Annotated in this window: 16 protein-coding genes; 8 read left to right on the top strand and 8 right to left on the bottom strand. The window is 71.7% G+C overall.

Annotated elements, in window-relative coordinates; genetic code table 11:
* Nucleotides 1-83 precede the first annotated feature (83 nt).
* From ABD347_RS09700 to ABD347_RS09690, 3 genes are all read left to right on the top strand, one after another.
* Nucleotides 84-1,106: a carbohydrate ABC transporter permease gene (locus ABD347_RS09700; protein ID WP_344359052.1), complete on the top strand. Its 1,023-nt coding sequence runs from the start codon at nt 84-86 to the stop codon at nt 1,104-1,106.
* A gap of 62 nt (nt 1,107-1,168) precedes the next feature.
* Entirely contained in the window at nt 1,169-1,987 is an 819-nt protein-coding gene (locus ABD347_RS09695) for a carbohydrate ABC transporter permease (protein WP_344359060.1), read from the top strand.
* A 9-nt stretch (nt 1,988-1,996) separates the two neighbouring features.
* The gene (locus ABD347_RS09690) at nt 1,997-3,511 is read left to right on the top strand and encodes a glycoside hydrolase family 3 protein (RefSeq protein WP_344359051.1); all 1,515 of its coding nucleotides are present in this window, start codon (nt 1,997-1,999) and stop codon (nt 3,509-3,511) included.
* A gap of 73 nt (nt 3,512-3,584) precedes the next feature.
* On the opposite strand, the gene nagB is transcribed toward ABD347_RS09690, so the two are convergent.
* Nucleotides 3,585-4,370: a glucosamine-6-phosphate deaminase gene (gene nagB / locus ABD347_RS09685; protein WP_344359057.1), complete on the bottom strand. Its 786-nt coding sequence runs from the start codon at nt 4,368-4,370 to the stop codon at nt 3,585-3,587.
* A 103-nt stretch (nt 4,371-4,473) separates the two neighbouring features.
* Here nagB and ABD347_RS09680 point away from each other — a divergent pair, with 103 nt between their 5' ends.
* A complete protein-coding gene (locus tag ABD347_RS09680) occupies nt 4,474-5,523 on the top strand; it encodes an SIS domain-containing protein (RefSeq protein ID WP_344359048.1) in 1,050 nt (349 codons plus the stop codon).
* 547 nt (nt 5,524-6,070) lie between these two features.
* Nucleotides 6,071-7,540, top strand: a complete 1,470-nt coding sequence (locus tag ABD347_RS09675) for a sensor histidine kinase (RefSeq protein WP_344359054.1) — start codon at nt 6,071-6,073, stop codon at nt 7,538-7,540.
* Between the two features lie 160 nt (nt 7,541-7,700).
* On the opposite strand, the gene ABD347_RS09670 is transcribed toward ABD347_RS09675, so the two are convergent.
* Entirely contained in the window at nt 7,701-7,958 is a 258-nt protein-coding gene (locus ABD347_RS09670; RefSeq protein WP_003953983.1) for a WhiB family transcriptional regulator, read from the bottom strand.
* A gap of 318 nt (nt 7,959-8,276) precedes the next feature.
* Nucleotides 8,277-9,245 (bottom strand): diacylglycerol/lipid kinase family protein, encoded by a 969-nt coding sequence (locus tag ABD347_RS09665; protein WP_344359046.1) that lies wholly within the window; start codon nt 9,243-9,245, stop codon nt 8,277-8,279.
* A 102-nt stretch (nt 9,246-9,347) separates the two neighbouring features.
* Between ABD347_RS09665 and ABD347_RS09660 the strand changes: the two genes are divergently transcribed.
* Nucleotides 9,348-9,779 (top strand): hypothetical protein, encoded by a 432-nt coding sequence (locus ABD347_RS09660; RefSeq protein ID WP_344359044.1) that lies wholly within the window; start codon nt 9,348-9,350, stop codon nt 9,777-9,779.
* A 125-nt stretch (nt 9,780-9,904) separates the two neighbouring features.
* On the opposite strand, the gene ABD347_RS09655 is transcribed toward ABD347_RS09660, so the two are convergent.
* From ABD347_RS09655 to ABD347_RS09645, 3 genes are all read right to left on the bottom strand, one after another.
* On the bottom strand, nt 9,905-10,813 hold the full coding sequence (locus ABD347_RS09655; protein ID WP_344359042.1) for an RNA polymerase sigma factor SigF: 909 nt from the start codon (nt 10,811-10,813) through the stop codon (nt 9,905-9,907).
* Nucleotides 10,810-11,223 carry an ATP-binding protein gene (locus ABD347_RS09650; protein WP_073754203.1) on the bottom strand — a complete coding sequence of 138 codons (414 nt, stop codon included), beginning with the start codon at nt 11,221-11,223 and terminating at the stop codon, nt 10,810-10,812. The genes ABD347_RS09655 and ABD347_RS09650 overlap by 4 nt, the downstream gene beginning before the upstream one ends.
* A 240-nt stretch (nt 11,224-11,463) precedes the next feature.
* Nucleotides 11,464-11,724, bottom strand: a complete 261-nt coding sequence (locus tag ABD347_RS09645; RefSeq protein WP_344359039.1) for a UBP-type zinc finger domain-containing protein — start codon at nt 11,722-11,724, stop codon at nt 11,464-11,466.
* 118 nt (nt 11,725-11,842) lie between these two features.
* Here ABD347_RS09645 and ABD347_RS09640 point away from each other — a divergent pair, with 118 nt between their 5' ends.
* The gene (locus ABD347_RS09640) at nt 11,843-13,441 is read left to right on the top strand and encodes a Na+/H+ antiporter (RefSeq protein ID WP_344359037.1); all 1,599 of its coding nucleotides are present in this window, start codon (nt 11,843-11,845) and stop codon (nt 13,439-13,441) included.
* Here ABD347_RS09640 and ABD347_RS09635 read toward each other — a convergent pair.
* Together ABD347_RS09635 and ABD347_RS09630 are read right to left on the bottom strand one after the other, a co-directional pair.
* Complete coding sequence (locus tag ABD347_RS09635; protein WP_344359036.1) at nt 13,417-14,340, bottom strand: 1-aminocyclopropane-1-carboxylate deaminase/D-cysteine desulfhydrase; 924 nt, start codon at nt 14,338-14,340, stop codon at nt 13,417-13,419. The genes ABD347_RS09640 and ABD347_RS09635 overlap by 25 nt on opposite strands.
* A gap of 10 nt (nt 14,341-14,350) precedes the next feature.
* Nucleotides 14,351-14,941 (bottom strand): N-acetylmuramoyl-L-alanine amidase, encoded by a 591-nt coding sequence (locus ABD347_RS09630; protein ID WP_344359034.1) that lies wholly within the window; start codon nt 14,939-14,941, stop codon nt 14,351-14,353.
* A 253-nt stretch (nt 14,942-15,194) separates the two neighbouring features.
* Here ABD347_RS09630 and ABD347_RS09625 point away from each other — a divergent pair, with 253 nt between their 5' ends.
* Nucleotides 15,195-16,610: a family 2B encapsulin nanocompartment shell protein gene (locus ABD347_RS09625; RefSeq protein WP_344359031.1), complete on the top strand. Its 1,416-nt coding sequence runs from the start codon at nt 15,195-15,197 to the stop codon at nt 16,608-16,610.
* Nucleotides 16,611-16,720: the final 110 nt, after the last annotated feature.

The following is a 16,720-nucleotide window of genomic DNA, read 5'->3' as shown; positions in this document are numbered from 1 at the left end:
CCCGGTGGCGCGACCGACGCCCTGCGCCGGTCGCCCCACCGGGCCCATGACCCGGTCAGCACAGAACCGCGAGGAAGAAGACCATGACCGTGGACTCCCAGGGAGCGGTGAGCGCCGCTCCTCAGGACGCGCCCGGGAGCGCGGCAGGGACGCCGAAGACCCCGCCGCCCCCGTCCGGCCCGAAGCACGTCCTCCAGCCTCCTCGCGGCAGACGCTCCCTGCCCCACGGGGTGCTGCCCTACCTGCTGATCGGCCCCGCCGTCCTCTCCATGGCGGCGCTACTGCTCTATCCGCTGGTCCGCAATGTGATCCTCTCCTTCCAGCAGGTCGGGCGGCGGGAACTGATCACCCGCAAACCCGAGTGGACCGGTGTCGAGAACTACACCGAACTGCTGGGAGACACGCAGTTCTGGACCGTCGTGGTCCGCAGCGTCGTCTTCACGGCCGCCAACGTCGTGCTGATCATGACGGTCGGCACCCTGATCGGCCTGCTGCTCAACCGGCTCGGCAAGAACATGCGCCTGGTCCTGTCGCTGTCGCTGATGCTCGCCTGGGCCATGCCGATCGTCGCCTCCGTCACCGTCTTCCGGTGGCTCTTCGACGAGCAGTTCGGCGTCGTCAACTGGCTCCTGCGCACGCTCGGCTTCTCGGGCTACGAGCAGCACAACTGGTTCGAGAGCGGTCTGTCCACCCTCGTGATCGTCACGCTCCTGGTGGTCTGGGGCTCGATCCCGTTCGTCGCGCTCAACATGTACGCCGGTCTCACCACGGTCGGCAGCGAGCTGTACGAAGCCGCCAGGATGGACGGCGCGAACGGCTGGCGGACGTTCTGGTCGGTGGTCTTCCCGAACCTCAAGCCGTTCTTCCTGATCACCACGTTCCTGGAGATCATCTGGGTCTTCAAGGCCTTCGCCCAGGTGTACGCCATGAACCTCGGCGGCCCCGACCGAGGCTCCGAGACCCTGCCCGTCTTCGCCTACATCGAGGGCCAGGGGCAGTTCCACTACGGCGTCGCCGCCGCTATCTCCGTACTGACCATCGTGATGCTGATCGCGGCCATGTCCTTCTACTTCCGCCTGATCCTGAAGCAGGAGGAGGAGCAGTGAGCACCACCGCCACCGCCACCACCCCCGCCCCGGCCCCGCAGGTCCTCCGCCGGAGGAAGCCGCTGCGTCCCGGGACGGTCGTCAAGAACCTCACCGCGCTCGTCCTGGCCGTGCTGTTCGTCTTCCCGGTCTACTGGATGTTCAGCTCGTCGCTGAAGCCGCAGTCCGAGATCCTCAGCAAGGACCCGGTGTTCCTCTTCGCGCCGACGTTCGAGAACTACCCGACCGCCACCGGCGTCGACCTGTTCTGGACGTACGTGGCCAACAGCCTCACCGTCACGGTCGGCGCGGTGCTCCTCGCCCTGATCGTCGCCCTGGCCGCCAGCTTCGCCATCGCCCGGATGAGGTTCCGCGGCCGCAAGGGCCTGGTCCTGGGCGTGATGATGGCGCAGATGGCCCCCTGGGAGGTCATGGTCATCGTGATGTACATGATCGCCCGCGACGGCGACATGCTGAACAGCATCCCGCTGCTCACCGCGATCTACTTCGTCATGGTGCTGCCCTTCACCATCTGGACCCTGCGCGGCTTCATCGCCGCCGTCCCGGTGGAGCTGGAGGAGGCCGCCCAGATCGACGGCTGCACCCGGGGCCAGGCCTTCCGCAAGGTGATCTTCCCGCTGCTCGCGCCCGGTCTGATGTCGACCTCGCTCTTCGGCTTCATCACCGCCTGGAACGAGTTCGCGATGGTCCTGATCCTGAACAAGGAGAAGACCGCGCAGACCCTGCCCCTGTGGCTGACGCAGTTCCAGACGGCCTTCGGCAGCGACTGGGGCGCCACCATGGCCGCCTCCTCGCTCTTCGCCCTCCCCGTCCTCATCGTGTTCCTCTTCCTCCAGCGCCGGGCCGTCGGCGGCATGACCGCCGGCGCAGTGAAGGGATAACGGCACCCCATGACGACTCTCGTACGCGGCGCGTCCCCGACCCTGGTCAGGGACGCTCTCACCGTCCTCCAGCCGGGCTTCACCGGCACCACGGCACCCGACTGGCTGCTGCGGCGCATCGGTGAAGGGCTCTCCTCCGTCGGCCTGTTCGGGCGCAACATCGCCTCCACCGGCCAACTGGACGCGCTGACCGCCCGGCTGCGCGCCGAACGGGACGACGTCCTCGTGGCCATCGACGAGGAGGGCGGCGACGTCACGCGCCTGGAGGTGCGCACCGGCTCCTCCTTCCCCGGCAACCTCGCGCTCGGCACGGTCGACGACACCGGCCTGACCCGGGCCGTGGCCGCGGAGCTCGGGCGCCGGCTTGCCGCCTGCGGCGTCGACTTCAACTGGGCGCCCTCCGCGGACGTCAACTCCGACCCGGCCAACCCCGTCATCGGCGTACGGTCATTCGGCGCCGACCCGCACCTGGCCGCCCGTCACACCGTCGCGTACATCGAGGGCCTGCAGTCCGTCGGGGTCGCCGCGTGCACCAAGCACTTCCCCGGCCACGGCGACACCAACGTCGACTCCCACCTGGCGATGCCCCGCATCGACGCGGACCTCGCCACCCTCCACGCCCGTGAGCTGGTGCCCTTCCGCGCCGCGATCGCGGCGGGTGCGAAATCGGTGATGAGCGCGCACATCCTGCTTCCCGCGCTCGACCCGGACCGCCCGGCCACCCTGAGCCCGCGGATCCTCACCGGTCTGCTGCGCCGGGAGCTGGGCTACGAGGGCCTGATCGTCACCGACGGCATGGAGATGCGGGCCATCGCCTCGACGTACGGCATCGAGCGCGGCTCGGTCCTCGCGCTGGCGGCGGGCGCCGACGCCATCTGTGTCGGCGGCGGTCTGGCGGACGAGGGGATCGTCCTGCGACTGCGCGACGCCCTGGTCGACGCGGTGAGGACCGGCGAGCTGCCCGAGGAACGACTGGCCGACGCGGCGGCGCGCGTGCGCGCTCTCGCGTCCTGGACCCGGGCGCACCGGGCCGGCGGGGCCGGGGCGGTGCCGGGCGCGGCTTCGGAGGAGGGGACCGCGCCCGGCACCGGCATCGGTCTGGTGGCCGCGCGGCGCGCGCTGCGCCTCACCGGCTCGCGGGAGCCGCTCACCGCGCCCGCCCACGTCGCCGCCTTCACCCCGGCCACCAACATCGCGGTGGGCGACGAGACGCCGTGGGGCGTCGGCCCCGAGCTGGCGCGGCTGCTGCCGGGGACGACGTCGGGGACGTACGCCTCCGACGCGGCCGTGGAGCGGGTGCTGCGGGACGCGGGGGAGCGGCGGATCGTCGCGGTCGTCCGGGACGTCCACCGGCACCCGTGGATGGCGGGCGCGCTGGACGGGCTGCTGGCGGCCCGCCCCGACACGGTGGTCGTCGAGATGGGCGTGAACCAGGCCCCCGCCCGCGGGGCGCTGCACATCGCGACGCACGGGGCGGCGCGGGTGTGCGGGATCGCGGCGGCGGAGGTCGTCGCGGGGGCGTGAGCCCGGACGCGGGGGAGGGGGCCGGTCCGCCGGCCCCCTCCCCCTCTTTCGCGTGCAGGCTTCCGCGTGCGGTCTACAGCCCCTGCCAGGAGGGCTTGTTGGCGTACGTGTGGCGGAAGTAGTCCGCGAGCTTCAGCTTGGAGGCGGCGGCCTCGTCGACGACCACCGTGGCGTGCGGGTGCAGCTGGAGCGCGGAGGCGGGTACGAGGGCGGCGACCGGGCCCTCGACGGTCTGCGCCACCGCCTCGGCCTTGCCCTCGCCGGTGGCGAGGAGGACCAGGTGACGGGCCTCCAGGATGGTGCCGATGCCCTGGGTGATCACGTGGTGGGGCACCTGGTCGATGTCGCCCCCGAAGAACCGCGCGTTGTCCACCCGGGTCTGCTCGGTCAGCGTCTTGATCCGGGTGCGGGAGGCGAGCGAGGAGCACGGCTCGTTGAAGCCGATGTGCCCGTCGGTGCCGATCCCGAGTATCTGGAGGTCCACCCCGCCCGCCTCGGCCAGCGCCCTGTCGTACGCCTCGCACGCCGCCTGGACGTCCTCGGCCGAGCCGTCGGGGCCCATGAAGGCGTCGGGGCCGAGCCCCAGCGGCTCGACGACCTGGCGCAGCACGGTGGACCGGTACGACTCCGGGTGTCCGGCGGGCAGCCCGACGTACTCGTCCAGCTGGGCGATCCGGGCGCGCGAGACGTCCACGTCACCCGCCCTGACCCTGGCGGTCAGCGCTTCGTAGACGGGCAGCGGGGTGGAACCGGTGGCCACGCCGAGCAGCGCGTCGGGCTTGCGGCGCAGAAGGCCGGCGATGCCCTCGGCGATGAGTTCGCCGCCTGCCTTGGCGTCCTGGACGATGACAACTTCCACGCTGGGCCTGCCCATCTCGGAGAACGTATGTGGTATAGACCAATCTAGCAGAATGGCCCTTCCGAGTGGCGGGTTCCGCGGCGCCCGTGCTCGACTGGAGCGCATGAGCGATCAGCCGGGCCGGATCATGTCGGGCGAGACGGCGGAGCAGCCGACGGTGCTGCGCCGGATCCTGGACCAGGGCGCGCCCGCGATCCGTGCCGTCGCCCGTGCCGTCGCCGCCCGCGGCCCCCGCTTCGTCCTGCTGACGGCCCGCGGCACGTCGGACAACGCCGCGCTGTACGCCAAGTACCTGCTGGAGATCCGCCTCGGCCTGCCCTGCGGGCTGACGTCCATGTCGACGACGACGGCCTACGGGGCGAAGCCCGACCTCACCGACGTCCTCGTCATCACGGTCAGCCAGTCCGGCGGCTCGCCCGACCTCGTCGCCTCCACCAGGGCCGCCCGCGAGGCGGGCGCCGTCACGCTCGCCGTCACCAACAACGCGGACTCCCCGCTCGCGGCGGTCTCCGAGCACCACATCGACATCCTCGCCGGCCCCGAGAAGGCCCTGCCCGCCACCAAGACGTACACCGCGTCGCTGCTCGCCCTCTACCTGTTCGTGGAGGGCCTGCGCGGCGACGGCGGGGGCGCCGCGGCCCGCGCCGTCCCGGACCTGGCGGCCCAGGTCCTCGACCGCCGCCCCGAGGTCCGGACCCTGGCCGGCCGCTACCGCTTCGCCGAGCGCATGGTGATCACCTCGCGCGGCTACGGCTACCCCACGGCCAAGGAAGCCGCGCTGAAGCTGATGGAGACCAGCTACATCCCCGCCCTCGCCTACTCGGGCGCGGACCTGCTGCACGGCCCGCTCGCCATGGTCGACAACATCTCACCGGTCATCGCGGTCGTCCCCGACGGCAAGGGCGGTGCCGCGCTCCAGCCGGTACTCGACCGCCTCCGCGGCCGGGGCGCGGACCTCGTCGTCATCGGCCCGCGCCCGCAGGTCGAGGCCGCCTCCGCCGGTTTCGTCCTGCCCACGGAAGGGCTCCCCGAGGAGCTCCAGCCGATCCTGGAGATCCTGCCGCTGCAGGTGCTCGCCCATGAGGTCACCATCGCCCGGGGCCAGGACCCCGACGCCCCGCGCGCCCTCGCCAAGGTCACCGAGACCCGCTGAGCCTCCCGGTTCGCCCGTCCGCCCCAGGGGCGCGGGGGCCGGGCTCGCGTGCGCGCCGCCGACACCCGGGCGTACGCCGGCGCGATCGCCCCGCTTCGGCAGAGCCGTACGGCCGGGGCATGCCGGGGCATGCTCCAGGGGCGCGTCCACGGGAGGAGCGGGGGTGGGGGCGCCGGGCCGGCGGGGCGGGCGCGGGGCACCGAGCGCGGGGCCTGGCGCCGGCGGGGACGCCGCTGGAAAACCCGCGGGCCGCGGCGCCAGGACGGGACCCTCAACCCGTCCGGCACCGCAGCCCGGAGCTGCCCGGCCGTCGGGTGTGCGGTCCCGCGGCCGTGGGGAGGACCAGGCGCAGTCAGGGCAGAGAGCGCCGGGTACCTCGATCCACCCTCCTGTGCGGGGAGGGCGGAGGCTTCACTTGTGGCATTGTGGACTAGACCAATCTGGTCTGTCCATCGGTGTGCGATCGATAATCCATCACCCATACTCCCTCACCCACCGGCAGAACACCAGGTGCGTGTGCGCGGGTACGCTCGCACCTGTGCCCTCCATGAACGACCTCGTACGCCAGCACACCGCTCTGAGCGAGTCCGACCTCGAGTGGCTCCACCTGCTGGTCTCGGAGTGGCAACTGCTCTCCGACCTCTCCTTCGCCGACCTGGTCCTGTGGGTCCCCACCCTGGACGGCACGCGTTATGTCTCCGTCGCCCAGATGCGGCCCAACACCGGCCCGACCTCCTACCAGGACGACATGGTCGGCCACCTCGTGCCGCGGGGCCGCCGCCCGCTGCTCGACGCCGCGCTCGACGAGGGCCGGATCGTGCGCGAGGGCGACCCGGAGTGGCGCGAGGAGGTGCCGGTGCGCGTCGAATCCATCCCCGTACGCCGGGAGGGCCGCGTACTGGGAGTGATCGCCCGCAACACGAACCTGCTCACCGTCCGTACGCCCAGCCGGCTGGAGCTGACGTACCTCCAGTCCGCCTCCGACCTGGCCCAGATGATCGCGGCCGGCGCCTTCCCCTTCCCCGGTCAACAAGTCGACATGGACGCCTCGCCGCGCGCCGGTGACGGACTGATCCGCCTCGACGCGGACGGCGTCGTCCAGTACGCCTCCCCCAACGCCCTCTCCGCTTACCACCGCCTCGGCCTCGCCGCGGACCTGGTCGGCCAGCACCTCGGGCAGATCACCGCCGAACTCGCCCCCTCCCGGGGCCCCGTGGACGAGGCCCTGGTCAAGCTGGCCAGCGGATACGCGCCGCGCGAGGCGGAGGTCGAGGGCAACGGCGGCGTCATCCAGCTCCGCGCGATCCCGCTCAAACCCAAGGGCACCCGGATCGGTTCCCTGGTCCTGCTCCGGGACGTCACCGAACTGCGGCGACGCGAGCGCGAGTTGATCACCAAGGACGCCACCATCCGGGAGATCCACCACCGGGTGAAGAACAACCTCCAGACCGTCGCCGCGCTCCTGCGCCTCCAGGCCCGCCGGATGGACTCCGACCGCGGCCGTGAGGCGCTCAACGAGGCGGTGCGCCGCGTCGGCTCCATCGCCATCGTGCACGAGACGCTCTCGCAGAACCTGGACGAGCGCGTCGAGTTCGACGAGATCGCCGACCGGGTGATCTCGATGGTCGCCGAGATCTCGCCGGGCAAGGTCACCTGCCGCCGCAACGGCCGCTTCGGCATCCTCGACGCGGAGGTCGCCACCCCGCTGTCGATGGTGCTCACCGAAATTCTCCAGAACGCCCTCGAGCACGCCTTCGGCCCCGCCGAACAGGGCACGGTCGAGGTCTCGGCGGTGCGCGGCGACACGCGGGCCGAAGGCGCCCGGCTGCTGATCACCGTCCAGGACGACGGCCGCGGGCTGCCCGAGGGCTTCGACCCCCAGCGGGCCGGCAACCTCGGTCTGCAGATCGTACGGACGCTGGTCGAGGGGGAGTTGGGTGGCACGTTCGACATGCAGCCCGCCCCGGAGCGCGGCACGCGCGTGGTGCTCGACGTCCCCGTACGGGCCCAGAAGTAACCGCGCCCCCGCCCTCGGAACAGCAGCGAGCCCCGGACCGTGGGAGACGGTCCGGGGCTCGAACGCTTTGGGTTACTGCTGCGCGCTGCGGCTCGGGAGGCGGGTCAGTGCGTACTCGCTGTACGCGCCGCCTGACTCAGGCTCGTAGCGGTGGCGTCGCTCAGGCGCTGGCGTTACGCGCCCGGTTGCGGGCGGCGCGGCGCTTCATGGCGCGACGCTCGTCCTCGCTGAGGCCACCCCAGACGCCGGAGTCCTGGCCGGACTCGAGCGCCCACTGCAGGCACTGCTCCATGACGGGGCAGCGTCGGCAGACAGCCTTGGCTTCCTCGATCTGCAGCAGCGCAGGACCGGTGTTGCCGATGGGGAAGAACAGCTCGGGGTCTTCCTCACGACAAACGGCGTTGTGACGCCAGTCCATGGCTGCTACCTCTCCTTGGTGTTGCATGCACGGTGCTTGTGAATGTGAACGCTTTCACGAATCCCTCAACAAGTGAAGGGCCGAACGCCAGATGAACTGGTGTGGTCCTGGATTTGAGGAGGGGTTCTGGCTTTCGCTGGAGGCCGGTCTTGCGGGCCGTCCCGATCGCCATGTAGAGATTCGCAAACCTCGGCTGCGGATACAACCCCTTCTGGAAAGTTTTTTTTGATTCCTCGGTGTCGGCTAGGTCACAGCCGTACTTCTATGGGGTGGACCCTGGCCCATACGTTCGAGATAAAGGACCAACGGCCCTTCCGCTCACACAATCACACGCAGTGCACGACGAACGCCTGTGAACGTCACGCTGCTGCGCAGACCGAGGTGGTCTCCGTCCATCTGGAAGGGCAGCGGGACCTTCGAATGCAAGGCGAAGTCGGTCAGGTCGTGCAGGGAGGTGGCGTGCTTGCCGTGCGGGCCGCGCTCCGGGCTCGAGGTCAGCAACTGGGTCGCGGCGCGGGCCACCGAGGCGGTCGACAGCCGGCTGAGCGCCAGCACGTCGAGCGCGGTGTCGAAGGACGCCCCCGGTGACGCGTACACGGGGCGATTGCCCAGGTAGGTCCACGGTGCGGTGTTGCAGACTATGGAGAGCGAAAGATCGTGGACGGGGTCGTGACCCGGGCGCTCCAGTGTGATCGCCCCGCGGCCCCGGCGCGGCTCGTCCAGGAACTGGCGGAGGGCCTGCCGGATGTAGAGCGCGTGCGTCGATCTCTTACCGCGCTCGCGCTGCTGTTCGACTCGGCCGATCACTCCCGCGTCGAACCCGAAACCGGCACAGAACGTGAACCACCTGGCCGGAACCGACTCGTCCTCGGTGCCGGGGGTGCCCGCCGCGAGGCCGAGGCCGACCGTCCGGTCCCGGTTCTCGCGCAGCGCGTCCAGCAGTGCGCCCGTCGCCTCCACGGCGTCGTTGGGCAGGCCCAGCGCGCGGGCGAAGACGTTGGTGGACCCGCCGGGCACGACCGCGAGGTGCGGGAGCCGGTCGGGGTCGGGGCCGCGGTGCAGCAGACCGTTGACGACCTCGTTGACGGTGCCGTCACCCCCGAGGGCCACGACGAGCTCGACGTCCTCGGAGTCGGCGGCCCGGCGTGCGAGGTCGCGGGCGTGGCCCCGGTACTCGGTCGTGACGGCCTCCAGCTTCATCTCGCTGGCCAGCGCGTGGATCAGCACATCACGGGTGCGGGCACTGGTGGTGGTGGCTGCCGGATTGACCACGAGGAGTGCGCGCATGCCCGCCAGGTTACCTACCGCGCGGTACAGGGCCCAGTGGCTCCCCACCGCTGTCCACGGGCTGGACACGTCCGCCGGCCGCCCGGCGGTTACCCTGCGAGGGTGAGCAGTACGGAGCAGACACCCGCCGCCCCCTCCCCTTCCGCCCCGCGTCCCGCCCGGGTGACCGCCGCCGCGGCGGTGGCCGGGCTGGAGGCGCTCGCCCTGTTCGCGGGCGGCGTCTACCTGCTGGTGACGGGTATCACGGGCCGGCCCGACGACCTGACGCAGGCGCTGACGGGCGGCGCCACACTGGTCGCGCTCGGGGTGCTCCCGCTGCTGGCCGCGCGCGGACTGCTGCTGTGCCGCAGCTGGAGCCGGGGCCCCGCGATCGTCACGCAGCTGATGGCCCTGCCGGTGGCCTGGACCCTCCTCCAGGCGTCGAGCGCGGCCATCCCGGCCGGGATCGCCCTGGCGGCCGCCGCCGTGACCGGGCTGGTGCTTCTGGTGCACCCCGCCACGACGAGGGCGCTGGGCATCAGGCCCCGCGCCTAGCTGCCCGGCCCGCCGCAGCCGCCACGTGGCCGCGCCGCCACGTGGCGGACGGGGCCGGGACGGGCGGGGATCGGAGCGGGACCGGGGCGGAGGCGTGCGCGGGCCGGTGCGGGCGTGGCCCGGTGCTACTCCTCGACCAGGAGCTTCTCGCGCAGCTGCGCCAGTGTGCGGGCGAGGAGGCGCGAGACGTGCATCTGCGAGATGCCGACCTCCTGCGCGATCTGCGACTGGGTCATGTTGCCGAAGAAGCGCAGGAGCAGGATGCGCTTCTCGCGCGGCGGCAGGTCCTCCAGCAGCGGCTTGAGGGACTCGCGGTACTCGACGCCCTCCAGCGCCTCGTCCTCCGCGCCGAGGGTGTCGGCGACCGCCGGTGACTCGTCGTCCGTGTCCGGGACGTCCAGGGACAGCGTGGAGTACGCGTTCGCCGACTCCAGGCCCTCCAGGACCTCCTCCTCCGAGATACCGAGGCGCTCGGCGAGCTCGTGCACGGTCGGGGAGCGGCCGTGCAGCTGGGAGAGCTCGGCGGTGGCCGTGGTCAGGGAGAGGCGCAGCTCCTGGAGGCGGCGGGGCACCCGCACCGCCCAGCCCTTGTCGCGGAAATGGCGCTTGATCTCGCCGACGACCGTGGGAGTGGCGTACGTGGAGAACTCCACGCCCCGGTCGGGGTCGAAACGGTCGACGGACTTGATCAGCCCGATGGTGGCGACCTGCGTCAGGTCGTCGAGCGGCTCCCCCCGGTTGCGGAAACGGCGCGCGAGGTGCTCGACCAGCGGAAGGTGCATCCGCACGAGCCGGTTGCGCAGCTCGGCCCGCTCCGGCGAGCCGTCGGGCAGTGCGCGCAGTTCGATGAAGAGTGCCTTCGCGCCACTGCGGTCGTTCGGATCGTGGTGGTTGTGCTGATGCTCGTTCATCCGGTCCGCCCGCTCATCCAAAAGACCGTCCACCGGGTGCGGCCGCGCCTGCTGTTCCGGGATCGAGCTCAATGCCCGTGGGCCGCGCTCCTCGTCTCGCACCGGACCGTCCCCGTTCCTCACGCCGGCCCGGGTCCCGCGCCGCGCTGTTTGTACAGGCTGATGGAGACCGTCCGGTCGTCGGCGACGGACGAGTCGACCTTGCCGGCCAGCGCCGAGAGCACCGTCCAGGCGAACGTGTCCCGCTCCGGCGCCCTGCCGTCGGTCGTGGGCGCCGAGACCGTGACGTCCAAGGAGTCGTCGATGAGGCGGAACACGCAGCTCAGGACCGAGCCGGGCACCGCTTGCTGGAGCAGGATCGCGCACGCCTCGTCGACCGCGATGCGCAAGTCCTCGATCTCGTCGAGGGTGAAGTCCAAACGCGCCGCCAAGCCGGCCGTGGCCGTACGCAGCACGGACAGGTAGGCACCCGCAGCGGGCAGCCGGACTTCCACGAAGTCCTGGGTCCCGGGCTCGCCTGCGATCTGGGACACCCTCACCTCCAAGGTGGCACAAGCTCTTTCGGGGCTCCGGGAGGGCAGATCCTCCGCGGAACCGTGCGGTACGCAGGTATGCGTAGTCCGCCGTGACGCTATCGCGATCCATGGTGCCGTGTCGCCGGGACCCCCGGCCCGACGCCCGTCACTCATGGTAAGCACATGGGTACGCTCAGTGGCTAGAGGTCTGCGGGGTCCAATCGCGAGAAACCGGCGGAGGGTTGACGTACCCAGACGTCACACGATCGAACCGTCGACAAAGCACCAACGCCACTTCTCCCCGGGTTCGAAGGTCCGCATCACCGGGTGCCCGGTGTCCTTGAAGTGCTTGGTGGCGTGCTGCCCCGGCGACGAGTCGCAGCAGCCGACGCGCCCGCACAGCAGGCACAGCCGCAGCTGCACGGGATGCGTTCCGTCCGCCGCGCACTCCGGACAGGTCTCCGACAGCGGGGCGGGCTCGGGACGTGGCAGTTCGGCCACGTGCGGACACTCGCGCATGATGGCCAGGTTACGAGGTCCCCCGCGGTGGTGCACCGGGGCGGGGCCCGGTGGTGCGGTCGGTGGCGGCATCGGTGGCGGAAGCCCGGCGTCCGTTCCACCCGGGAGTGGGGAGACGATGGACGCACTGTCATTGGTGGCGCTGGTGGCGGTGAGTGCCGCGATCGCGGGGGCGGCCCGCAGGACGCCGGTGCCGGCACCGCTGCTCCTGGTGGCGGCCGGGCTGGCCGCCTCCTACGTACCGGGAGTGCCGGACTACACCCTGGACCCGCACATCGTGCTGCCCCTGGTGCTGCCGCCGCTGCTGCACACGGCCGCGCTGGACTCCTCCTACCTGGACCTGCGGGCCAATCTGCGGCCGGTCGCCCTGCTGTCGGTGGGCTATGTGCTCTTCGCGACACTGGCCGTCGGGTACCTCGCCCACCTGATGGTGCCGGGCCTCCCGCTGACCGCCGCCCTGGTGCTGGGCGCGGTGATCGCGCCGCCGGACGCGGTGGCCGCCACCGCCATCGCCCGGCGGCTGGGGCTGCCGGGCCGGATCACCACCATCCTGCAGGGCGAGTCGCTGGTGAACGACGCGACCGCGATCACCGCGTACAAGGTGGCGCTCGCCGCGGCGGTCGGCGAGGGGATCGGCTGGGCCGGCGGCATCGCCGAGTTCGCGGTCGCGGCGCTCGGCGGGGCCGGTGTCGGGCTGGTGCTGATGGTGCCGATCCACTGGCTGCGCCGGTCCCTGCGCGAGCCGCTGCTGCAGAACACCCTGTCGCTGCTGATCCCGTTCGTCGCCTACGCGGCCGCCGAGCACGTGCACGCCTCCGGCGTCCTCGCGGTCGTCGTGGTGGCCCTGTACCTGGGGCACCACTCCTGGCAGGTCGACTTCGCCACCCGCCTCCAGGAGGAGGCCGTGTGGAAGATGGTCGCCTTCCTCCTGGAGACCTCCGTCTTCGCCCTCATCGGGCTCCAGCTGCCCCATGTGGTGCGGGAGCTCGGTACGTACGGGACCGGCGAGGCCGTCCTGTACGGGGCCGGTGTGTTCGTCGCGGTCGTCGTCGTCCGGTTCGTCTGGGTCTTCCCGGCCACCTACCTGCCGCGGGTCCTGTCGCGCCGGGTCAGGGAGCGGGAGCCGGGCGTAAGCCTCGCCTCGCCCGTGATCGTCGGGTGGGCGGGCATGCGGGGTGTGGTGTCGCTGGCGATCGCCTTCTCCATCCCGGTCACCAGCGCGGGGGAGTCGTTCCCGGCACGGAACCTGGTCCTGTTCCTGACGTTCACCACGGTGATCGGCACCCTGGTGGTGCAGGGGCTCACCCTGCCGCCGCTGATCCGGGCGCTGAAGGTCCCCGGCCGGGACACCCGGGCCGAGACGCTGGCCGAGGCACAGGCGCAGAGCGAGGCGTCGCGGGCCGCCGAGCGGCGGCTGGAGGAGCTCCTCGCCGACGAGCGCAACGCCCTGCCCGGACCGCTCGCCGACCGGCTGCGCACGGTCCTGGAGCGCCGGCGCAACGCCGTCTGGGAGCGGCTCGGCGCGGTGAACCCGGTCACCGGCGAGTCGGCGGACGACACCTACCGCAGGCTCGCCCGGGCGATGATCGAATCGGAGCGCGAGGTGTTCGTCCGGCTCCGGGACGAGCGCCGCATCGACGACGAGATGATGCGGACCCTGCTGCGCCGGCTGGATCTGGAGGAGGCGGCCGCCTACCGGGAGGCCACCGACGACTGACCTCGGTCCGGGCGGCCGGTGATCACCGCGGCGAGGGCCGTCCCGGGCGGGAAGGCGCCCTCCTCGGCCAGGGTGACGAGCCCGTACAGCATTTTGGCGACATATATGCGCTCGATGGCGAGTCCGTGCCGCTCCTCGAAGTCGGCGGCGAACTTCTCCAGAGCCGGCGCGGTACGGGCGTAACCGCCGAAGTGGAACCGCTCGTCGAGGCTCCAGTCGCCGGCGGGCCCGCCGAACGCCGCCTCCTGGAGCGCCCGTATCTCCCCGCCCAGGAACCCGCCCCTGAGGACCGGTACGCCCACCGCCCGGCGGTCGTCGCCGAGTCCGGCCGCCAGGCCCGCGAGCGTGCCGCCCGTCCCGCAGGCGACCGCCGCCACGTCCACGCCGTGGGCGCGCAGCTCACGCCCCAGCTCCGCGCAGCCGCGCACCGCGAGGGCGTTGCTCCCGCCCTCGGGCACGACGCGGCAGTCCGGCGGCGCCTCGCGCAGCAGGCGCGCCCGGACCTCGGGGTCGTCCTTGGCGCGGTACGTCGCGCGGTCCACGAACAGCAGCCGCATCCCGTCCGCCGCGCACCGGGCGAGCGACGGGTTCAGGGGGCGTCCGGCGAGTTCGTCTCCGCGTACGACTCCGACCGTGGGGAAGCCCAGCAGGCGTCCGGCGGCAGCCGTGGCGCGGAGGTGGTTGGAGTAGGCGCCGCCGAAGGTGAGGACCGGGCGTCCGGCCGCGGCGGCCAGGTTGGGCGCGAGTTTGCGCCACTTGTTGCCCGGCAGGTCCGGGTGGATCAGGTCGTCGCGCTTGAGCGACAGCCGTACGCCGTGCCGGGTGAAGCGCTCGTCCTCGACCGGCTCCAGTGGGGAGGGGAGGAGCGGGTCGAGGGAGGACAGGCCGAGCGCGTTCACCAGGCCATTGTCACTTCAGCCGCTCCGCGACGCGTGCCCGCATCGTCTTCATCGAGAACCCGCGCGGGTCCACCTTGCCCGGTTGCCACTCCAGGTGGCCGATGACCGAGCGGGCGGTCCAGCCGTGCCGGCGGCAGATCGCGGCCGCCGCCTTCTCGATGGCCAGCAGCTGCGCCTCCGGCCACGGGTCCTTCCCGTTGCCGAGGTTCTCGCACTCGAATCCGTAGAAGTGGGTGTTGCCGTCGACGTTCGTCTGGTTGTCGGGCGGCAGCGCCTTCTCGGCGATCACGGCGCGCAGGACGTCGCGGTCGCCCGGGCCGGCGTGGTTGGCGCGGCCGTGGCCGACCAGGTGGACTCGGCCGTCCTTGGTGATGACACCGTGGCAGAGCGGACCGGGCAGGCCCGGGCGGCCGTCCCGGCAGAGGCGGACGGTGTGGTCCCCGCCCTCGGTGGCGGTGTGGTGGATCATCACTCCGTGCACCGGCCCCCACGGGCCCTTGTGGTTGCGATTGTGGGTGCGCCAGTCGCCGACCTCGACGACGGTGAGGCCTTCGTCGCGCAACGCGTCGAGCAAGCCGTTCGCGGACATGGGTCGAGCCATGCCGCCTCCTTCGGGTTCGTTCCTGTGCCGGTTCTACCCGTGGAATACGTACGCGGTACGTGACGGACTCGGCGTTCGTATGCCGTGCGAGCCGATCCGGACAGTCACGCCCGGGGCGGGGGAGGAAGGGGGAAACGCATGTCATGCCCAGTGGGTGAAGATCCAGTCTCGCTCGTTTGTGTAATGGTGCTGACACGGAGTGTGCTGAAAGGCTTTTCCTCCGAAGGTCAGATCGTGATCGAGAGGGATGTTCATGTCGGTTGGTTCGGTTGGCGAGGAAATCCGCTCCGAGCAGGGGGCACCGCAGCAGAGTCTCGGTACCGCCGCCGCGCGGAACCTGGCGACCACCACCAAGTCGGTTCCGCAGATGCAGGAGATCACCTCCCGGTGGCTGCTGCGGATGCTTCCGTGGGTGCAGGTGCAGGGTGGTACCTACCGGGTGAACCGGCGGCTCAGCTACTCGGTGGGCGATGGCCGTGTGACGTTCGTGCAGACCGGCGAGCGGGTCGCGGTGATCCCGAACGAGCTGCGGGAGCTGCCGGTGCTGCGCTCGTACGAGGACGACGCGGCGCTCACGGAGCTGGCCCAGCGGTGCACGCAGCGGGAGTTCGCGGCGGGTGAGGTGATCGCCGAGGCGGGCGCGCAGACCGACCGGGTGTTCCTGCTGGCGCACGGCCGGGTGGAGCAGGTCGGCACCGGCCCGTACGGCGACGAGGCGGTCCTCGGGGTGCTGGCGGACGGCGCGTACTTCGGCGACGGGTGCCTGGCCGACCGGGACGCCACCTGGGACTGGACGGCCCGCGCGGCGACCGCGTGCACCGTGCTGGAGCTCACCCGCGCCGACGTGACGAACCTGGCCGAGCGCGCCGAGTCGCTGGCCGGGCACCTGGCCGCGCTGGCGTCCCTGCCGCACCAGCGCACCAACCGGTACGGCGAGAAGGCCATCGACCTGTCGGCCGGTCACGTCGGCGAGGCGGTCGTCCCGCATACCTACGTCGACTACGAGGCCTCCCCGCGCGAGTACGAACTGAGCGTCGCCCAGACCGTGCTGAAGGTCCACAGCCGCGTCGCCGACCTCTACAACCAGCCGATGAACCAGACCGAGCAGCAGCTGCGGCTCACCGTCGAGGCGTTGCGCGAACGCCAGGAGCACGAGCTCATCAACAACCGGGAGTTCGGCCTCCTCTCCAACTGCGACTACGGCCAGCGGCTCCAGCCGCACGACGGTGTGCCCACTCCGGACGACATGGACGAGCTGCTCTCCCGCCGCCGCGGCAACAAGCTGTTCCTCGCGCACCCGCGGGCCATCGCCGCGTTCGGCCGTGAGTGCAACAGGCGCGGCCTGGTGCCCGACACGGTGGACGTGGCGGGCCACCAGATCCCCGCGTGGCGCGGCGTGCCGATCTTCCCGTGCAACAAGATCCCCATCTCCGAGACCCGTACGACCTCCATCCTCTGCATGCGTACGGGCGAGGCGGACCAGGGCGTCATCGGCCTCCACCAGACCGGCATCCCCGACGAGATCGAGCCGAGCCTGTCGGTCCGCTTCATGGGCATCGACGAGCAGGCGATCATCTCGTACCTGGTCACCGCGTACTACTCGGCGGCGATCCTCGTACCGGACGCGCTCGGTGTCCTGGAGAACGTCGAGGTCAGCCGCTGGCAGTGACGCTCACCGCCCCGGCGCGGTGCCCAGAGCCGGCGCCCCGCCCCGGCGCGGCGCCCTGCCGCGGACGGGTCGGAGGCGGGCGGGTGCCGCGTCGGCGCGGCGCGGAGCCG

Source organism: Streptomyces gobitricini (assembly GCF_039532985.1).
Taxonomy (GTDB): domain Bacteria; phylum Actinomycetota; class Actinomycetes; order Streptomycetales; family Streptomycetaceae; genus Streptomyces; species Streptomyces gobitricini.
Note: the sequence above shows the minus strand (reverse complement) of the source record. Positions and strands in the feature narration are given on the sequence as shown.

Excerpts from the sequence above, each read along its gene's own strand:
- ABD347_RS09700 (WP_344359052.1), top strand. The coding sequence starts at position 84 with ATGACCGTGGACTCCCAGGGAGCGGTGAGCGCCGCTCCTCAGGACGCG.
- ABD347_RS09690 (WP_344359051.1), top strand. The coding sequence starts at position 1,997 with ATGACGACTCTCGTACGCGGCGCGTCCCCGACCCTGGTCAGGGACGCT.
- ABD347_RS09680 (WP_344359048.1), top strand. The coding sequence starts at position 4,474 with ATGAGCGATCAGCCGGGCCGGATCATGTCGGGCGAGACGGCGGAGCAG.
- ABD347_RS09675 (WP_344359054.1), top strand. The coding sequence starts at position 6,071 with ATGAACGACCTCGTACGCCAGCACACCGCTCTGAGCGAGTCCGACCTC.
- ABD347_RS09670 (WP_003953983.1), bottom strand. The coding sequence starts at position 7,958 with ATGGACTGGCGTCACAACGCCGTTTGTCGTGAGGAAGACCCCGAGCTG.
- ABD347_RS09665 (WP_344359046.1), bottom strand. The coding sequence starts at position 9,245 with ATGCGCGCACTCCTCGTGGTCAATCCGGCAGCCACCACCACCAGTGCC.
- ABD347_RS09645 (WP_344359039.1), bottom strand. The coding sequence starts at position 11,724 with ATGCGCGAGTGTCCGCACGTGGCCGAACTGCCACGTCCCGAGCCCGCC.
- ABD347_RS09640 (WP_344359037.1), top strand. The coding sequence starts at position 11,843 with ATGGACGCACTGTCATTGGTGGCGCTGGTGGCGGTGAGTGCCGCGATC.
- ABD347_RS09630 (WP_344359034.1), bottom strand. The coding sequence starts at position 14,941 with ATGGCTCGACCCATGTCCGCGAACGGCTTGCTCGACGCGTTGCGCGAC.
- ABD347_RS09625 (WP_344359031.1), top strand. The coding sequence starts at position 15,195 with ATGTCGGTTGGTTCGGTTGGCGAGGAAATCCGCTCCGAGCAGGGGGCA.